The following is a 15629-nucleotide window of genomic DNA, read 5'->3' on the forward strand; positions in this document are numbered from 1 at the left end:
AACTCGGCCTTATTGTAGGCGATAAATCGCCAACAATAATATCGCGGCTGACTCACCCCCAGCCCGACCTTCCGCCAGACGAACAAACGAACCACCAACGCCAGAGTGCGGAACACAACGAGTTGACTTTGAGCATTAACCTAGCTAGGATTTTGGAGGCTGGTCTTAGCCTCCAGAAGCCTAGCGTAGTTAAGCGCAGAAGTCAACTCGTTGTGTGGAGCACGTTTCAACGCCACGCTCCGCTCCAGCCGCTCAACGTTATAACGGCCATTTGAGCACTCCCGCCGAGTGGCAGGCTATGGCCAATTGATGGAGATCCACTCAATTGACGACCATAGCTAGTGGTCATAAGCTTTAAATTGGTGACACCAGCGCAGTCTGTCTGATGAACTGAGGCAAGTTCTGGATGAATCAGCTGAATCGGTCGATTCTCATCCATGAATTGTTGAGGAAACGAGTAGAGGTGTCCAACCGATTCAAACTGTACCAGCCTTCTAATCTGAATCCGTTGGCATTGCCGTACCACCCCAAAAGCGGGCAATTGTTTGACATCTAGCCCGCAAAAGCACTTCGTCAGATATCCAACTCCGATTGCAGATAGGCTCGATTCTGCCTAGCAACCGGCTGGGACTGCGCGGCTCAGTGGTGAAATTGTTCTTGGCGGCTCTGCCGCTTAGGACAAGGCTCGATTTGAAGACAATTCCCGCTTTTGGAATTGGCTTCAAACGATGCCCACCACGTTCCAGTCCGCATCAGCAGTCCCAGCCGGTTGCGTCACCACCCAAACCCGAGCACACCCGCAATCGAGCTCTGGTCCAGAACCGTGACCAGCAAAAAAGTATCAAAAAAAGCTATCCCAACAAAGTTGAGATAGCCGTAAATCAGCCATTATTTTCACAGTTTAGCGGTTAGTTTGACCTCAGGATATTTATCCCGGAACCAGTTCTCGGCGAAGCGATTTTCGAACAAGAAGAGCGGCTGACCAGCCAGATCCTTGACCAACAAGTTGCGATTCGAGGACATCTTTTGATCCAATTGTTCCGGGTCGATCCAGCGCGCGATCCGCGAGCCGATCGGCTTCATCGTCACTTCCGAATTGTATTCGTGGAGCATCCGGTATTGGAAAACTTCAAATTGCAATTGACCGACCGCGCCTAAAATATATTCGTCGGTAGTGTAAGTTTTATACAACTGAACCGCGCCTTCTTGAACCAACTGTTGCATGCCTTTATGGAAGGACTTCTGTTTCATCACGTTCTTGGCGCGAACTTCCATGAACAATTCCGGGGTAAATTGCGGTAATTTCTCAAACTCGATCGTCCGTTTGCCGCCAAAAATGCTATCACCGATCTGGAAATTACCGGTATCATAAAGACCAACGATATCGCCGGCCACGGCGCTGGAAACTTGTTCTCGCTCATCTGACATGAATTCCGTCGCGTTATTCAGGCGGAGCACCTTGCCCGTCCGCGCCAAAGTCACGTTCATTCCCTTGGTAAATTCGCCGGAGCAAATGCGAACAAAGGCGATCCGGTCACGGTGGGCCGGATTCATATTCGCCTGGATCTTGAAAACAAATCCGGAAAAATCTTCATCCGTCGCGCTAAGCTCACTCCCATCTTGCAATAAATGTTCGCTGGGTGCTGGCGCCATACTCAGGAAACTTTTCAGAAAAGTTTCCACCCCGAAGTTGGTCAACGCCGAACCGAAGTAAACTGGCGTCTGCTGGCCTCGTTGGACCTTGGCCAAATCAAACTGATTGCCCGCCTCATTGAGCAACTCCACATCGGCCAACGCCTGTTGGAAGACAGACTCTTCCTTTAATGGTTGATCACCGATCAGATCGCCGCTGTCCGGATCCAAAGGGAGAAAGCGCTGGCCAGGATCAGCTGGTCGGTATAATTCGACCCGCTGTTGCCGCCGGTTGTAAAGTCCCAGTAGCCCCTTCCCCATACCGATCGGCCAGTTCATGGCAACGCCTTCGATGTCCAGTAGTTCTTCCAATTCCGCGATCAGGTCTAGGGGCTCGCGGCCATCACGGTCCAATTTATTCATGAAGGTGAAAATCGGGATGCCCCGCTTTTTAACGACTTTAAAGAGTTTCTTTGTTTGTGGCTCGATCCCTTTCGCGGAGTCGATCACCATCACGGCCGCGTCCACGGCCATCAAGGTCCGGTAAGTATCTTCCGAGAAATCCTCATGCCCAGGAGTGTCCAAAATATTGACCCGTTTGCCTTCAAAATCAAACTGCATCACGGAACTTGTTACCGAAATGCCCCGCTTTTTTTCGATCTCCATCCAGTCAGAAGTCGCGAAATTGCCCGACTTCTTGGCCTTGACCGTGCCCGCCTGCCGAATCACACCACCAAAGAGCAACATTTGCTCGGTGATCGTAGTTTTCCCGGCATCGGGGTGCGAAATAATTGCGAAGGTCCGCCGTTTTTCCACGGCTTGCTGTAATTGTTGATTATCCATTTTTTGCCTCTTTCATAAAACCATGCCAACTAGAAATTATCAGAAATTATCGCGTTCGTGCGCCGAAATCACTCGTTGCTACTGACAAACCGCATGGCTTGAATACCAAGAACGTCGGGTTTGCCGGGATCGCCTGCCCAGAAACAGCGCAGCCAGCGCCGCACACATTTGCACCGAACAAAAGCGCGACAGCAAGAACTGACCTTGCCGTCGCGCACCTGCTACTCTGGCGCCTCCGAATTCGTTTCCATGACTTCTGGGGGCAATTCTAAGGTCACATTCTCCAAACGTGAGCCTTGGACTAGGCCTGTAGTCAAGACCATGCCGTTGTCCAGTTTCACTTGCAAATGTTGACCATTTTGCGGGATCGTCCCTAACTCAGTGATCACAAAGCCAGCAATCGTATCAACATCATCATTTTCCAGATTCGTTGAAAATTGATCATTGAAATCAGACAGCGGCATTTTACCCGCGATCACATATTTGTGCTCATTGACCTTCGAAAATAGCGTTTCCGTCGCGTCAGATTCATCATCGATGTCGCCAACGATCTCTTCGATCAAGTCTTCGATCGTGGCCAGACCGACCACGCCACCATATTCATCCAGCAAGATCGCCATCTGTTGGTGGGTTTTTTGCATTTCTAACAGTAATTCATTAATGGTGATGGTTTCGGGAACGAACAAAGGCTGTGTCATGATCTCAGCCAACTTCAAATTATCGAAGCCAACTTCCCGGGCCTGTTGCAAAATCTTCTTGATATGCAAAACGCCGACCACAATGTCTTTGTCCTCACGATAAACTGGTACTCGAGAATACGGTTGATCCAAAATCAAATCGATATTCTCACTATCAGTGTCGTTGATGTCGATCATAAACGCGTCCGTCCGCGGTACCATAACTTCCCGCGCCATAATATCATTGAAATTGATGATCCCTTCAAGCATGTTGTACTCATCAGGATTGATCACCCCAGTTTTTCGCGATTTCTCGATCACGGAAAGCATTTCGTCACGGGTCACCTGACTATCGGTCGTCGATAGATCGGCGGGCGTGATTTTGACCAATAGATTCGTTGACGCGGAAAGCAGCCAGACAAAGGGCCGCATAAAGCCACGCACGAACTTGATCGGTCCCACACTCATCTTGGCGACTTGCTCCGCCTTGGCTAAGGCGATCTGCTTCGGGAACAATTCCCCGAAAACCAATGAGATATAAGACAAAATGATCGTGATCACAATCACTGAAACCTGTGGACCCCAACTGGCATCGCCGAATAATGGGATCAAAAGTTTGGCCATTGAAGTTGCGGCGCTAGCTGATGATAAGAAACCAGCGAAGGTGATCGCAACTTGGATCGTCGCTAGGAAACTGCTGGAGTCATTCATGACTTTCAGCAAGGATTGGGCCTTTTTGTCGCCATCGCTTGCCTCAGTTTCGATCCTAGTACGATTAACGGAGACGATCGCCATTTCGGCCGCAGCAAAGAACGCATTCACCAAGGTCAAAATCGCGATCAAAAGTATCTGTCCACCCAACGAAGAACTGGCCGGGTCACCACTCATTAATAAATCCACTCACTTTCATATTTCCAAAATTAATTCAATCGCTTAATTATACCAATAGAATATAAAGCTTTCAATATCCCCGACCAAAAGAGTGTAGCCCAATGGTTTGAAAGTGGATCGTCAATAGCCTGCGTTGCGGGGAGTGGGTAAGCTCGCTGATCTTCTACTCCTGTATCTTGGCGTAACTTCCGCTGCATGGTTCGTGGTAAGCTCGCTGTGGGCTCATCTATTCCGTTTCAATCTTGGCCACGGGCTGCGTTGCGTGTGGTGGGCAAGCTCGCTGTGGGCATCACTTTGAGCTTCGCCAAGTGCGCGAATCTCAAAGCTGAGCCTTATTCTAAGCGGCAAAGCCGCTAAGAATAACGACACGGCGATCTCACCCGCCACACTCCACTCCGCCCGCTCAACCGTTTTAAGTAGATTAAGCTGCCACGACACCTCGCCTGCTCGTGTAAAATGACAAATCTCACCGCAGTTAGCGACCATGCCTAGACGTCACAAGTTCGCACAGATAGTGACATCGTAACAATCGACTAGATGACCCCTGGCAACTCTAGTCAAACAGATACAAGACTTTTCTCCCAAAATGAAATAGTCTCATTTTGTCCGCCACACTAGCAAAAGCACTTCGCAAACTGCTTCGCCAAGATTACAGATAGGCTCGATTCTGCCCAGCAACCGCCTCAGGGCGTGTGGCTCTATTTAGAGTGAGAACCGACCTGGGCAGCTTCTGAGCATTAGCCTAGCAACTATTTTGGAGGCTGGTCTATGCCTCCAGAATAGTTGCGTAGCTAAGCGGAAGAAGCTAGGTCGGCGAACACGTTTCAGCAGTGAAATTTGTCTTTGTAGGTGCGCCAGCAGCTACTTAGACAAAGGCTCTCTTTGAAGACAAGCCGCCGTATTTGCGGATTGGCTTCAAACGATGCCCACTGCGTTCCAGCCACAACAAACGCCCTGAGGCGGTTGCATCCACACCTAAACCCAGCACAACTGCAATCAAGCGAAACAGGCAAATACAGAAACGGCACTTTTCAAGGCGAATCAAGCCAAGGTCGCTTTGCCAACCAGTAACAAATCACTGACCTGACGCTCATTTTTTCTCCGTAGGCTCGATGATCGCTGCTTCAGACTTGGCCTGACGCCGCAAATGATAAATATCCAGCAAGTATTTGATGACCGTTTTGCTGACGGCATAAACCGGGATACAAAGTACCACCCCAATGAAGCCAAACATATTGCCAGCCACCAAGATCAGTACGATGATCGTCAGGGGATGGATCTGCAGCGTCCGGCCGATCACATGGGGATAAAGTAAGTTGCCATCGATCTGCTGGACGATGATCACCACGATCGCCACTAGGATCGCTTTGGGGAAGGAAACTGTCAAAGCGACGATGATCGCTGGAAAAACGCCTAACCACGGGCCAATATAGGGCACGATGTTCATGATGCCCGCAACGACTCCCAGTAGTAAAGCGTAAGGCATGCCAATGATCAAATAGCCGATAAAAGTCAACGTTCCCACAAAAAGCATATCGAGAAATTGTCCGGCAAAATAGGTGGAGATGGTCTCATTCATTTTGCGCAATAATTCAGCGACTTCCGTCCGGAACCGTTCGGGAAAGAAGCGTTGGATATTGGGGATCAACTTGTGACCGTCCTTCAACAAGTAGTAAAGGATCACGGGAACGGTCAAAGCGCTGACCGCAAAGCCACTGATCGATGTGACCACACTACCCACATTACTGAAGTTTTGCGTCACGAACTTGGTGATTTTCGTATAAAGTTCGCTGGGCTCGAAACTATTGGATTTGAGCAGCTGACCGACATGATATTTTTCAGCCCAATCACTGTTCAGGAAATCCTGAAAAGAGTTCTGCAGTGAGGCGGCCAAGGTAGGTAGGTTTTTGATGATATGAGCCATCTGGCTGGTCAGTTTGGGAATCACTGCATTGATACTCAGGAATAAAACCCCAAACAACAGTACAAAAGCGATCAGGATCCCCCACCCACGCTTAACGTGCCACTTCTCCAGCAAATTGATCAGGGGATTCAATAGGTAGAACAAAAAGCCCGCAAATAAAAATGGGCCAAATAAGGTCGCCGCGAAAGTCTCGATCGGACCAAACACAAAACTGATTTTATTCAAAACCAGGATCAAGGTCGCCAAGACCAGCAGTTGCACGCTGATCAAAAATAGCTTAGAATCTTTGAATTTAGTCAACATCTTTTTCTCCATAATCTCCATTAGCAGATGACAATTGCTAACAATCGGGTATAATAATAACAGAATAGTTAGGTGGTCAAGGATGGCAATTATCATTAAACACGCCCACGGAACAACAAATCAATTATATCAGGACGCCCTAGGAATACGCAAAGATGTTTTTGTCGAGGAGCAACAGGTCCCAGTCGCGCTTGAGGTCGATGAAAATGATCCCCGCGCGGAAAATTACGTTGGTTACTGGCAAGGCCAAGCGGTAACAACGGCGCGAACGCTCATAGAAGCAGATGGTGGTTGGCACATTCAACGGGTCGCGACCCGATTGTCCGCGCGCCATCAGGGCTGGGCCCAACAACTACTGACCCAGATCGCGACTACTGCCCAGGCGCAACAAGTCCCTTATCTGATCTTGGCCGCGCAATTACCCGCACGTCCTTTTTATGAAAAATTGGGTTATCACGCCACGGATCGTGACATTTTTCTAGATGCGGGGATCCAACACCAAGAGATGCGTTTGGACTTACCACGATAAGCACTGGCCGACTAGCCAATGTCGCCCACTTAAAAAGTAGACGCGCTTCGTGTCGATTTTAGTTTGTACTAATTGGAGGAATGATCATGTCCCGTTCTAAACTCAATGCGACTTATCTGTTTTTATTTACGATCCCCTATGTCATCGCGATCTTACTGGTCGCCAGCGCCTATAATACCTTAGTCGTCCATTGGAGCAGTTGGTGGCGACTTTGTGTCGGAGGCGTTGTCGGTGCTGCCTTTCTGACCGCACTTAAAATAACAATCCAACGACCGCTGAACCTATTAGTTTTGCAAGACGCGAAATCCGCAGTCGGTTTCTTCGGACGGTTTTTTCTGATCCGCGGTAATCCACGCTTGTTGGTCTTCAACTATGTTCTTGACTTCATTTTGTGCATCGCCGGTGTTTACGCGATCAGGATGTGGTTCGCACAAAGTCTCGTTATGTGGGGCTTGATCGGTTGGCTGATCTTGATCATGTTCGTTTCAACGGCCATCGGCTCCTATCTCGCTTACGATATCCTCAGTATCGATCCCGACCAAAAATAAAAAATGCTGCCCTGAATGCACGAGTTAGTCATTCCGGGCAGCATTTTCAACAATGTCAGTCACCAAAAAGCGTCAGGCGCAACAAATCGATTTTAAGCCTTAACCTAGCTATGACCTCGGCAACACACCAGCCTGCCGAAAGCCTAGCATAGTTAAGCGGAAACGCCCGTTGTTGCGCCAAACACGTTTCAAAAAAGCTTGATCAGCCGCCTAAACGGTTTGATCAAGCTTTTTTCAGTTACCGACCTGTGCTCAGGTCGCTTATTTTACCAGGTCCTAAAATTTATCATGTCCTAAACTAATGATTCCTAAATTCAATCAAGATCATCTTCAAACGCGTCGATCTCCGGGCTATCATAGATGCGATAAATTTGCGATTGGGGCGCGTCTAAGCTCTCGCTAAAAGTCAATTGCTCCAAGAAAAATGGCAGTTCCGCGTGGCCCAAACTTTCCGGCAACTTCACCGCCGCCTGATCCGCCGCCTCATAGACTTGATTCAATTTATAATTGATCGGGACTTGTGGCAAAAACTGGGGACTTTCCTGAACCAAATCAAAAGCAGATCCCGCAGGCAACTGATAACGATACCACCCTTGCGGTGTCGCCACCGTCGCCGGCACAGCGACACCAGTCCAATACTGATAGCCATCTGGCGCGAAAACCACCAGCCCCACACGATTACTCGTCCCCTGTTGCGCAATCAATTCCTGATCCAGTCTGGGCAAAGCCGCTTCCGCTTCAAAATCCTGCCAAACATTATAATAACTACCATTGGCACTGATATCATGAGCCAGCGCTACCTGTCCTAAAATCGTCAATGGCGCTTTAGTTGAAATTTCCATTTTGTCTATCTTCCCTTCTTTGAAAAGCCGACCTGATGTCTGACTCAAGTTTACGCCGCCTTGCTCGTACCGGTTTGATAATTGATTTGATAATTGGCCTGCACGTTGAAAATATAAATATTGAAGGCGACCTGACCATCCTCGATCGACTGACCCATCAAATGGATCCCGCGGGCAACCAATTCTGAGCCGACAAAGATCGGCGTCACCTGATAACGAACGTGATGTCCGGTTTCCTTAAGATAAGCCGCGACCGCATTTTCGTAATAAGTCATCGCCGGATCGTTCAGCGACCGCGTTCCCGTCATCAAATTTTTCGCATTATTATTTTCACCAGTCAGTTGATAACCGATCAAATGACAACGATTGTAAAGATAGTCGCTATGACCATTGATCGTGATCTTCCGATTATGCCACCCTGTTGGCTGAATATACAGCCGTTCTCGTTTGGTGGTCGGCATCAAACTTTGCTGCAACATCGCGTTAGCCACACCCACGCGATTATTTTGATCCAAGTTCGTGAAACTCTGCCAGGCCCCACGACTCAAGCTCAACTCACTTTTTGAAAAAGTGGGCCGATTCTGATTGACCGCAATGATCTGCTTGTCACGATATGTCAATCCACTGAGTTGATCTGCCTGCACAATATTTTGACTGGTTTTTTCAGACCCCGAACTGGCCGGTGCCTCAGCTTCGACTTGACTATTGGTCAGCGCTTGAGAACTACCGCTGGCCAAACTCCCCGCACTAGATTGGCTGACCTGACTACTTTGCGGGCTCGTCCCGCCAGAATTATTTAAAAACTTACTAGGATCTTGCGCGAGCCAAACCAAACCAGCAATGATCAGCACTGCGATCAACGAAGTCAGTTTCGTTTTCGTTTGTTTCCTGCGACGTCTTTTCGCCATTACAATACTCTCCCCTTTTTCCGAAGCAATTTCCGACAGCAGTCGCGAAATTTCGGTCCACCTGAATTTTTATAAGATCAATGCTCAGGAGCTAACCGGGTCTGATTTTACTTCCTAAACGTGCTGCGCGAGCCTGCTTTCTGTGCTTAGCTACGCAAGGCTTCCGGAAGCAAAGGACGCTTCCAAAATCCTTGCTAGGCTAATGCTCAAAAGCAACCCGGATCTGATTTTACTTCCTAAACGTGTTCGCCACCCCAGCTTCTTCCGCTTAGCTACGGCTCTGTTCTGGAAGCTAAGACCAGCTCCCAAAACAGAGTCTAGGCTAATGCTCAGGAGCTAACCGGGGTGGCTCGCACTCTTTTTAAAATAAAAAGGCTTGAAACAATCGCTTGTCCCAGCCTTTTGGACTATATCACGCCCGATGCTCAAGCACGGCGATGTAACAGTTCCTGATAACGACGATACCATAGATCTACATAAGCCTGAGAGAAAGGACCCTTTCCTTGGTTGATCCAGTCGACCAAAACCTTAGTACTTTCCTTTAAGATGTGATCGATCTCCGGCGAATAATGCCACTGGGCACTGTGAGCCTTGTATTCATCAACATCTAATAATCTTTTCTCACCATCTGGAAAAACCTTCACATCCAGATCATAATCTATATACTTCAAGGCTTGACGGTCTAACGTGTATGGCGTCGCCAAATTGCAATAATATGCCACCCCATTGTCTCGGATCATCGCAATAATGTTGAACCAGTAATGTTTATGAAAATAAACGATCGCCGGCTCCCGCGTCACCCAATGACGCCCATCATCTTCCGTTACTAGAGTATGATCATTACAACCAATCAAAGAATTATCACTTGTCTTCAGCACCATCGTTTCTTTCCAGGTCCGATGCAAACTACCATCATGCTTGTAACTTTGGATAGCGATATAGTCCCCTTCTTTGGGAACCTGCATATTTACCCTACTTTCCCGGTGCAAAAAATTTATTCCAGTTTATTATAACAAAGAACCGAGAAAGATAAAAGCAGAGTGCGGAGCGCAACGGGTTGACTTTAAGCATTAGCCTAATACTAGTTTTTCCGTTACTTCTATCGCGTGGTTCGAGGCGAGCTTGCTGCGGGCAACGGTTCCGTTCTAATTTTGGCCGTAACCTCCACTGCGTGGTTCGGGATGAGCTCGCTGTGGGCATCACTTTGAGCTTCGCAAAGTGCGCGAATCTCAAAGCTGAGCCTTGGTCTAAGTGGCACAGCCACTAAGACCAATTTCACGGCGATCTCACCCCGAACCACTCCGTTGCAGTTACTCAACAATTGTAAGCAGACTAAGCTGCCACGCCATAGCACTTGCTCGTGTAAATTGACGAATTCTCACGCATTTGACGACCATAGCTAGTGGCCGCAAGTTCGCACTGATAGTGACATTGTAATAATCGACTAGATGATCACCGGCAACTGAATGGCGTATCACAAAACTTGGATTTACTAATCTGGGCAATAGGTTGGAACAACCAGTCAGAGACTTTTTATCAATCGAAGTGGTACTATTTTGACCGCCACTCTAGCAAAAGCACTTTATTAACTACTCCGCCCAGATTGCAGATAGGCTCAAACTTGCCTAGCAACCGCCTCAGGGCGTGTGGCTCAGCAGTGAAATTTGTCTTTGTGGCTTTGCCACTTAGACAAAGGCTCGATTTGAAGACAAGCCGCTGCTTTTGCGGATTGGCTTCAAACGATGCCCACTGCGTTCCAGCCACTAAAAACGCCCTGAGGCGGTTGCGTCCACACCCAAACCCACCACACCTGCAAGCAGGCAATGCAGCAAATACAGAAACCCAACTTTTCAAATCAACTCACAAGCAACCCAGCTCGCTAGTCCAAATCGTCAAGATGATCCGCCAGCCACCCATTGATCTGATCAAAACTGAAACCCTTGCGCATCAACGCCTGTTTAAACTTCTGCAATTGCTTGCGCTCAGTCAAAGGTCGATAATGCCGCGCCGCCTTTTGTGCCGCCAGCGTTAATGCATCGGCCTCATCTTCGGGATCAAGTTCAAGATCCAGATCTGCCCAGAACAACTGTAGATCATCACTGCGATAGCCCTTAGTTTGCAAAGTCTGACGAACTTTCTGTTGCCGCGCGTGCTGAGACAAGTTGTGTTGCCGCTGCCAAACTTGCTGGGCCAACTTAGTCCCGTTTTCGATCAAAGTATGTTCATCATATTGTAAAAGCGCGTCTTCCAACTGATTTTGATCACGGATCCCGCGGCGTTTCAACTCTTGTGCCAAAACGCCTGGTCCCTTCAACGATAAGCGCATATTGGTGCGGATATAGGCGCGCGCATATTCACCGTCATCCATATAGCCCTGCTTTTGCAAGCGTAAGATCACATCGGCGGCCGTGTCCACGGAAACTTCATGATCGCGAAGATAATCAGTCATTTCTTTGACTGTCCGTAATTGATAGCTCAAATAATTCAAAGCCAATTGATAGGCCTGGGTATCTGCGTCGGCTTTTTTCAATTCGTCTTGAGCCGCCTCATCAAGGACGATTCCCTTACGCAGCCCATAATTGATCAGAACTTCCTCACTAACCGGAAAAGCGTATTGCTCATCGAGAAAAATATTATATCGTCCCGGTCGTTTTTGCGCGCTGATTTTGGTGATCGTTGCCATTTCTTTCATCTCCAATCGCTTTCACCACTGAAATCAATTATACTAATGGTAGTTACTTTCGTTATTATAACATGCAAGTTTAAGAATTGAGGCCTACTATGGAATCAGAAAATCCAGCAACAACTGTCACCACCGGTCAACGTTTTCCGATCACCGCACGAAAGATCGGGATCAACGGCGAAGGGATCGGCTATTATCATCATAAGGTCGTTTTCGTGCCCGGATTATTGCCTCACGAGGTCGCGGTCTGTGAGGTTACCAAAGTCACTGATCGTTACATCAAGGCCAAGATCCACCGTCTGCGGAAAACTTCGGCTGCGCGGGTAACCGGTGATAACCCTGCCGCCAAATTGGCTGGGGTCGTTGGTGGTCTAGAATTAGCACATATTCGTTATCCGCAACAATTATTATTTAAAGATGACTTGATCAAGCAAGCTTTGGCTAAGTTTAAACCGCGGGGCTACGAAAAATATCCTTTCGCGGCGCCTATTGGCATGAACGATCCTTGGCACTATCGTAATAAAGCTCAATTTCCGATCCGGCAGACTTCTGATGGTCATGTGATCGCCGGTCTTTACCGTCCAAATACGCAAGAACTGGTGGATCTGCCCGAAATGCCCACTCAAAGTCCCTTGAGTCTGGCGGTCTGCCGTAAACTGTTGCCGATTTTACAACGATTAGCGATCCCGATCTATGATCCTGAGAAAAACTCGGGGATCGTTAAGGCAGTGGCCGTGCGTGACGCTCATTTACACCAACAAGCGCAATTGACGCTGATCACCAATTCCAAAAAATTACCACAAAAACAGGCCTTGATCGCTGCGATCCAGCAAGAGATCCCGGAAGTCATCAGTATCAATCAGAATTATAATCCTAATAAGGACGGCTTGTTCTGGGGCGACGAAACTTGGTTGTTGGCTGGCGAACCCTATTTAGAAGAACAGATCGGTGAGTTACGCTTTTTGTTATCACCACGCGCCTTCTTACAATTAAATCTGCCGCAAACTGAAAAAATGTACCAATTGGTCGCTGAACTGTTAGCGCTGACGAAACAAGATTCTCTGCTGGACGCTTACGCCGGCGTCGGCACGATCGGCCTTAGTCTCGCCCACGCCGTCAAGAACGTGGTCGGTATCGAAGAGATCCCCGAAGCCGTCCAAGACGCCGAACAAAATTGTCAACACAATGGCATCCATAACGCTCATTACCTGATTGGCCAAGTCGAAACGATCTGGCCAGAACTGACTGCCCAAGGTCAACATTTCTCGGCGCTCGTCGTTGATCCACCGCGAACTGGCCTTGCCCCCAGCTTGTTAGAAACGATCTTGACTCAAGAACCGGAGAAATTCGTCTACATCTCTTGTAACGAATCGACTTTGGCCCGCGATCTGGTCGAGCTGACTAAGAAATATCGCATCGCCCATATTCAAATGATCGACCTCTTCCCCCAAACGGCACGGGTAGAAACTGTCGTGAAACTGGTGCGGCGAGCGGACGTCAAGAATAAACGCCGTTAAGTCAAGAATGATCAAATCCGTTTTGGGTACAAAAGTGAACTCATTCTTGATTTAGCTAGGTTGCATCACCTAATAATGCTATAATTTATTTAAGCGCTTTACACAGTTATTCTCAGGAGGTTAAAAAATGCAAACAACTTTTACTCGCGGGCAGATCAAACAGCGAGCTAAGGAGCGAATGAAAGGACATTTCGGTGAAGCGTTTGCCTTAAACAGCTTGCCGATCATCGCCGGGATCATCGCCTACGGTTTATTACTGGCATCGATCATCACGCTTATCATTTTCGCGAACAAGTTCCCCAATATCTTCTCAACTGATAATCTCACGATCGGTGATCTCAATACCAGCTATCAGAACAGCCAGAACAGCGTTGACTTCCGTATCGGCGGGCAAGCATTCGGTGGGCTATTCGGCGCCATACTCAACGCTGGGATCTCAGTCACTTCTTTACGTTGGCTTCGTCAGGATCAAGATCAACCCCTGACCCATCCTTTTATTAAGCAATTCGAAGGTTTCAGCCAATTCTTTCTCCCTTTTTTGGCGCTCTGTTTAATGACGTCGCTCATCACGGGGCTGGCCGCACTGGCCTTAGCCATTCCCGGGATCATCGTGGGATTGGCTTACGCGCCGATTTATCTACTTTATGCAGATGATGGCGCTAAGTATGGCGTGATCAACATGTTAGGGCACTCTTGGCGCTTTATGAAGGGCCACAAGGTTGATTGGTTCGTTTTCCAACTGAGCTTCATTCCTTGGTATTTCGGCGTCATCTTGACCGGTGGACTTTTAAATATCTATTTTCTCCCTTACCATAACTTAGCCGTTGCCGCTTTCTATGAGTCGCTCCGCCAAGAAAACGAACTGAAGACTGCGACAGCTTCTGATGAAAACACGGATTCACGTTTATAAAACTAAACATTGAGGAGACGTTGTAAAATGGCAACAATTTTGACACGCGCTGAGATCAAACAACAAGCGAAAGCGCGTTTTCGAGAGAATAGAGGCGCCCTACTCGCTTTAAACAGTGTGGCGATCATCCTTAGTATCTTCAACAATTGGCAGATCAGTAGCTTCAGTTATCGACAGCTCGATGTCGACTCGGATCTTTTTATCAACAATTCCGTCTTTCAAAAAGTAGTCAACTCAGGAATCAATCTCCACCTATTTGGCGATGTCAATATTACCTTTACTTATTCCGGCTTTATCTCCGACCTTTTTATCACGTTTTTGACGGCCGGCATCACTATCGCAAGTTTGCGCTGGTTAAGACAGCCTAAAGAAACGCCTTTGACCACACCGTTCAAGCAACAATTTCTGACCTTCTCCTCGACCTTTTTCATTCCCTTCTTAGCCCTTTATCTACTCAGTAATTTAGCGACCATCGTCGGTACCCTCCTCTTGATCGTTCCTGGGATCCTCTTGCTCTTCGCGTTCCGCCCACTGTACCTGCTTTACAGTGATATTGGCGCCGACGCTGGCTACTTTGCTTTTCTCAAAACCTGCTGGACTTTCATGAAGGGCCACAAATTCGACTGGTTCGTCTTCGAATTAAGCTTCTTATTATGGGAGATCGGCATCGCCGTGACCTTTGGTTTACTAGCGATCTACGTGGTCCCTTATCACAATCTCGCCACTGCTGGTTTCTACGAGTCGATCCGGCTGACAAACAATCAACAAAACAGCGCTACAACTAATTGATACCCATCAAAAACTGGAGGTCACTTATGCACATCTACTTCGCCAATGGTCTGTTCTCACAGGCTGATTTCCGTTTCAACGCGGACCTAGCCGCACGGATCCGTACGGCTTATCCCCAACTGACTATCTACCTACCTCAAGAAAACGCCGCGATCAATGACAAACAGGCCTATGCCGATTCCAAAATGATCGCCCGTGCCGATACAGAGGAAGTTTTGAAAAGTGATCTGATGATCGCCGTCTTGGATGGCCCCGTCATTGACGCTGGTGTCGCTAGTGAGATCGGCGTCGCCTACGCCAAAGAAATCCCGATCCTCGGCCTTTATACTGATTCCCGTCAACAAGGCGCTGACAACCAACAAAAACTAACAGCACTCCAAACGATCGCCGAGAATCAATTTCATTATCTCAATCTTTATACCACTGGTTTGATCAAGTTGAACGGCGCCATTTACAGCAATGAAACCGACTTGATCAAAGCTATCGCTACTTATCAATAAAGTAGGCTGAACTGTCACCACACTTCGCCATTATTTGAATCGACCACTATTAGTCAAGACTGCTCTTAATTTGACTGATGGTGGTTTTTTATTGGTTAAACTGTCTTTATTTGGTGCCCACCGTTTATTCTGA

The 15629-nt window shown here is 48.0% G+C and carries 13 protein-coding genes; 6 read left to right on the forward strand and 7 right to left on the reverse strand.

The features are described 5' to 3' along the window. Positions 1-894: 894 nt before the first annotated feature. The 3 genes from OCU21_RS03990 to OCU21_RS04000 form a co-directional block, all read right to left on the reverse strand. Entirely contained in the window at positions 895-2475 is a 1581-nt protein-coding gene (locus OCU21_RS03990) for a peptide chain release factor 3 (protein WP_261806194.1), read from the reverse strand. A 221-nt stretch (positions 2476-2696) separates the two neighbouring features. Then, positions 2697-4040: a hemolysin family protein gene (locus OCU21_RS03995; protein ID WP_261806260.1), complete on the reverse strand. Its 1344-nt coding sequence runs from the start codon at positions 4038-4040 to the stop codon at positions 2697-2699. 1093 nt (positions 4041-5133) lie between these two features. Beyond that, positions 5134-6282 (reverse strand): AI-2E family transporter, encoded by a 1149-nt coding sequence (locus tag OCU21_RS04000; protein WP_261806195.1) that lies wholly within the window; start codon positions 6280-6282, stop codon positions 5134-5136. Positions 6283-6352: 70 nt separating this feature from the next. Here OCU21_RS04000 and OCU21_RS04005 point away from each other — a divergent pair, with 70 nt between their 5' ends. Both OCU21_RS04005 and OCU21_RS04010 read left to right on the forward strand, forming a co-directional pair. Further along, entirely contained in the window at positions 6353-6799 is a 447-nt protein-coding gene (locus OCU21_RS04005) for a GNAT family N-acetyltransferase (protein ID WP_261806196.1), read from the forward strand. An 86-nt stretch (positions 6800-6885) separates the two neighbouring features. Next, positions 6886-7347: a hypothetical protein gene (locus OCU21_RS04010; protein WP_261806197.1), complete on the forward strand. Its 462-nt coding sequence runs from the start codon at positions 6886-6888 to the stop codon at positions 7345-7347. A 314-nt stretch (positions 7348-7661) separates the two neighbouring features. Here the strand turns inward: OCU21_RS04010 and OCU21_RS04015 are convergent, their stop codons facing one another. From OCU21_RS04015 to recX, 4 genes are all read right to left on the reverse strand, one after another. Next, complete coding sequence (locus tag OCU21_RS04015; protein ID WP_261806198.1) at positions 7662-8189, reverse strand: hypothetical protein; 528 nt, start codon at positions 8187-8189, stop codon at positions 7662-7664. A gap of 50 nt (positions 8190-8239) precedes the next feature. Then, positions 8240-9097: a DNA/RNA non-specific endonuclease gene (locus OCU21_RS04020; protein ID WP_261806199.1), complete on the reverse strand. Its 858-nt coding sequence runs from the start codon at positions 9095-9097 to the stop codon at positions 8240-8242. Positions 9098-9522: 425 nt separating this feature from the next. Beyond that, positions 9523-10062, reverse strand: a complete 540-nt coding sequence (ntdP, locus tag OCU21_RS04025; RefSeq protein WP_261806200.1) for a nucleoside tri-diphosphate phosphatase — start codon at positions 10060-10062, stop codon at positions 9523-9525. 914 nt (positions 10063-10976) lie between these two features. After that, positions 10977-11780, reverse strand: a complete 804-nt coding sequence (gene recX, locus OCU21_RS04030) for a recombination regulator RecX (protein ID WP_261806201.1) — start codon at positions 11778-11780, stop codon at positions 10977-10979. Between the two features lie 98 nt (positions 11781-11878). On the opposite strand from recX, the gene rlmD reads away from it, so the two are divergent. The 4 genes from rlmD to OCU21_RS04050 all read left to right on the forward strand — a co-directional run bounded on the left by rlmD (position 11879) and on the right by OCU21_RS04050 (position 15496). Next, entirely contained in the window at positions 11879-13297 is a 1419-nt protein-coding gene (gene rlmD, locus OCU21_RS04035) for a 23S rRNA (uracil(1939)-C(5))-methyltransferase RlmD (RefSeq protein WP_261806202.1), read from the forward strand. A 127-nt stretch (positions 13298-13424) separates the two neighbouring features. Continuing rightward, positions 13425-14207, forward strand: coding sequence for a DUF975 family protein (locus OCU21_RS04040; RefSeq protein ID WP_261806203.1), 783 nt, complete (start codon positions 13425-13427; stop codon positions 14205-14207). A gap of 27 nt (positions 14208-14234) precedes the next feature. After that, a complete protein-coding gene (locus tag OCU21_RS04045) occupies positions 14235-14996 on the forward strand; it encodes a DUF975 family protein (protein WP_261806204.1) in 762 nt (253 codons plus the stop codon). A gap of 26 nt (positions 14997-15022) precedes the next feature. Next, positions 15023-15496, forward strand: coding sequence for a nucleoside 2-deoxyribosyltransferase (locus OCU21_RS04050; protein ID WP_261806205.1), 474 nt, complete (start codon positions 15023-15025; stop codon positions 15494-15496). Positions 15497-15629 lie beyond the last annotated feature (133 nt).

The sequence above is a fragment of the Lapidilactobacillus luobeiensis genome (assembly GCF_024345205.1).
GTDB lineage: Bacteria > Bacillota > Bacilli > Lactobacillales > Lactobacillaceae > Lapidilactobacillus > Lapidilactobacillus luobeiensis.

Bases quoted from the DNA above. Each gene is read 5' to 3' on its own strand.
- OCU21_RS04050 (WP_261806205.1), top strand. From the start codon at position 15,023: ATGCACATCTACTTCGCCAATGGTCTGTTCTCACAGGCTGATTTCCGT.
- recX (WP_261806201.1), bottom strand. From the start codon at position 11,780: ATGGCAACGATCACCAAAATCAGCGCGCAAAAACGACCGGGACGATAT.
- OCU21_RS04010 (WP_261806197.1), top strand. From the start codon at position 6,886: ATGTCCCGTTCTAAACTCAATGCGACTTATCTGTTTTTATTTACGATC.
- OCU21_RS04015 (WP_261806198.1), bottom strand. From the start codon at position 8,189: ATGGAAATTTCAACTAAAGCGCCATTGACGATTTTAGGACAGGTAGCG.
- OCU21_RS04040 (WP_261806203.1), top strand. From the start codon at position 13,425: ATGCAAACAACTTTTACTCGCGGGCAGATCAAACAGCGAGCTAAGGAG.
- OCU21_RS03995 (WP_261806260.1), bottom strand. From the start codon at position 4,040: ATGAGTGGTGACCCGGCCAGTTCTTCGTTGGGTGGACAGATACTTTTG.
- ntdP (WP_261806200.1), bottom strand. From the start codon at position 10,062: ATGCAGGTTCCCAAAGAAGGGGACTATATCGCTATCCAAAGTTACAAG.
- OCU21_RS03990 (WP_261806194.1), bottom strand. From the start codon at position 2,475: ATGGATAATCAACAATTACAGCAAGCCGTGGAAAAACGGCGGACCTTC.
- rlmD (WP_261806202.1), top strand. From the start codon at position 11,879: ATGGAATCAGAAAATCCAGCAACAACTGTCACCACCGGTCAACGTTTT.
- OCU21_RS04000 (WP_261806195.1), bottom strand. From the start codon at position 6,282: ATGGAGAAAAAGATGTTGACTAAATTCAAAGATTCTAAGCTATTTTTG.
- OCU21_RS04045 (WP_261806204.1), top strand. From the start codon at position 14,235: ATGGCAACAATTTTGACACGCGCTGAGATCAAACAACAAGCGAAAGCG.
- OCU21_RS04020 (WP_261806199.1), bottom strand. From the start codon at position 9,097: ATGGCGAAAAGACGTCGCAGGAAACAAACGAAAACGAAACTGACTTCG.
- OCU21_RS04005 (WP_261806196.1), top strand. From the start codon at position 6,353: ATGGCAATTATCATTAAACACGCCCACGGAACAACAAATCAATTATAT.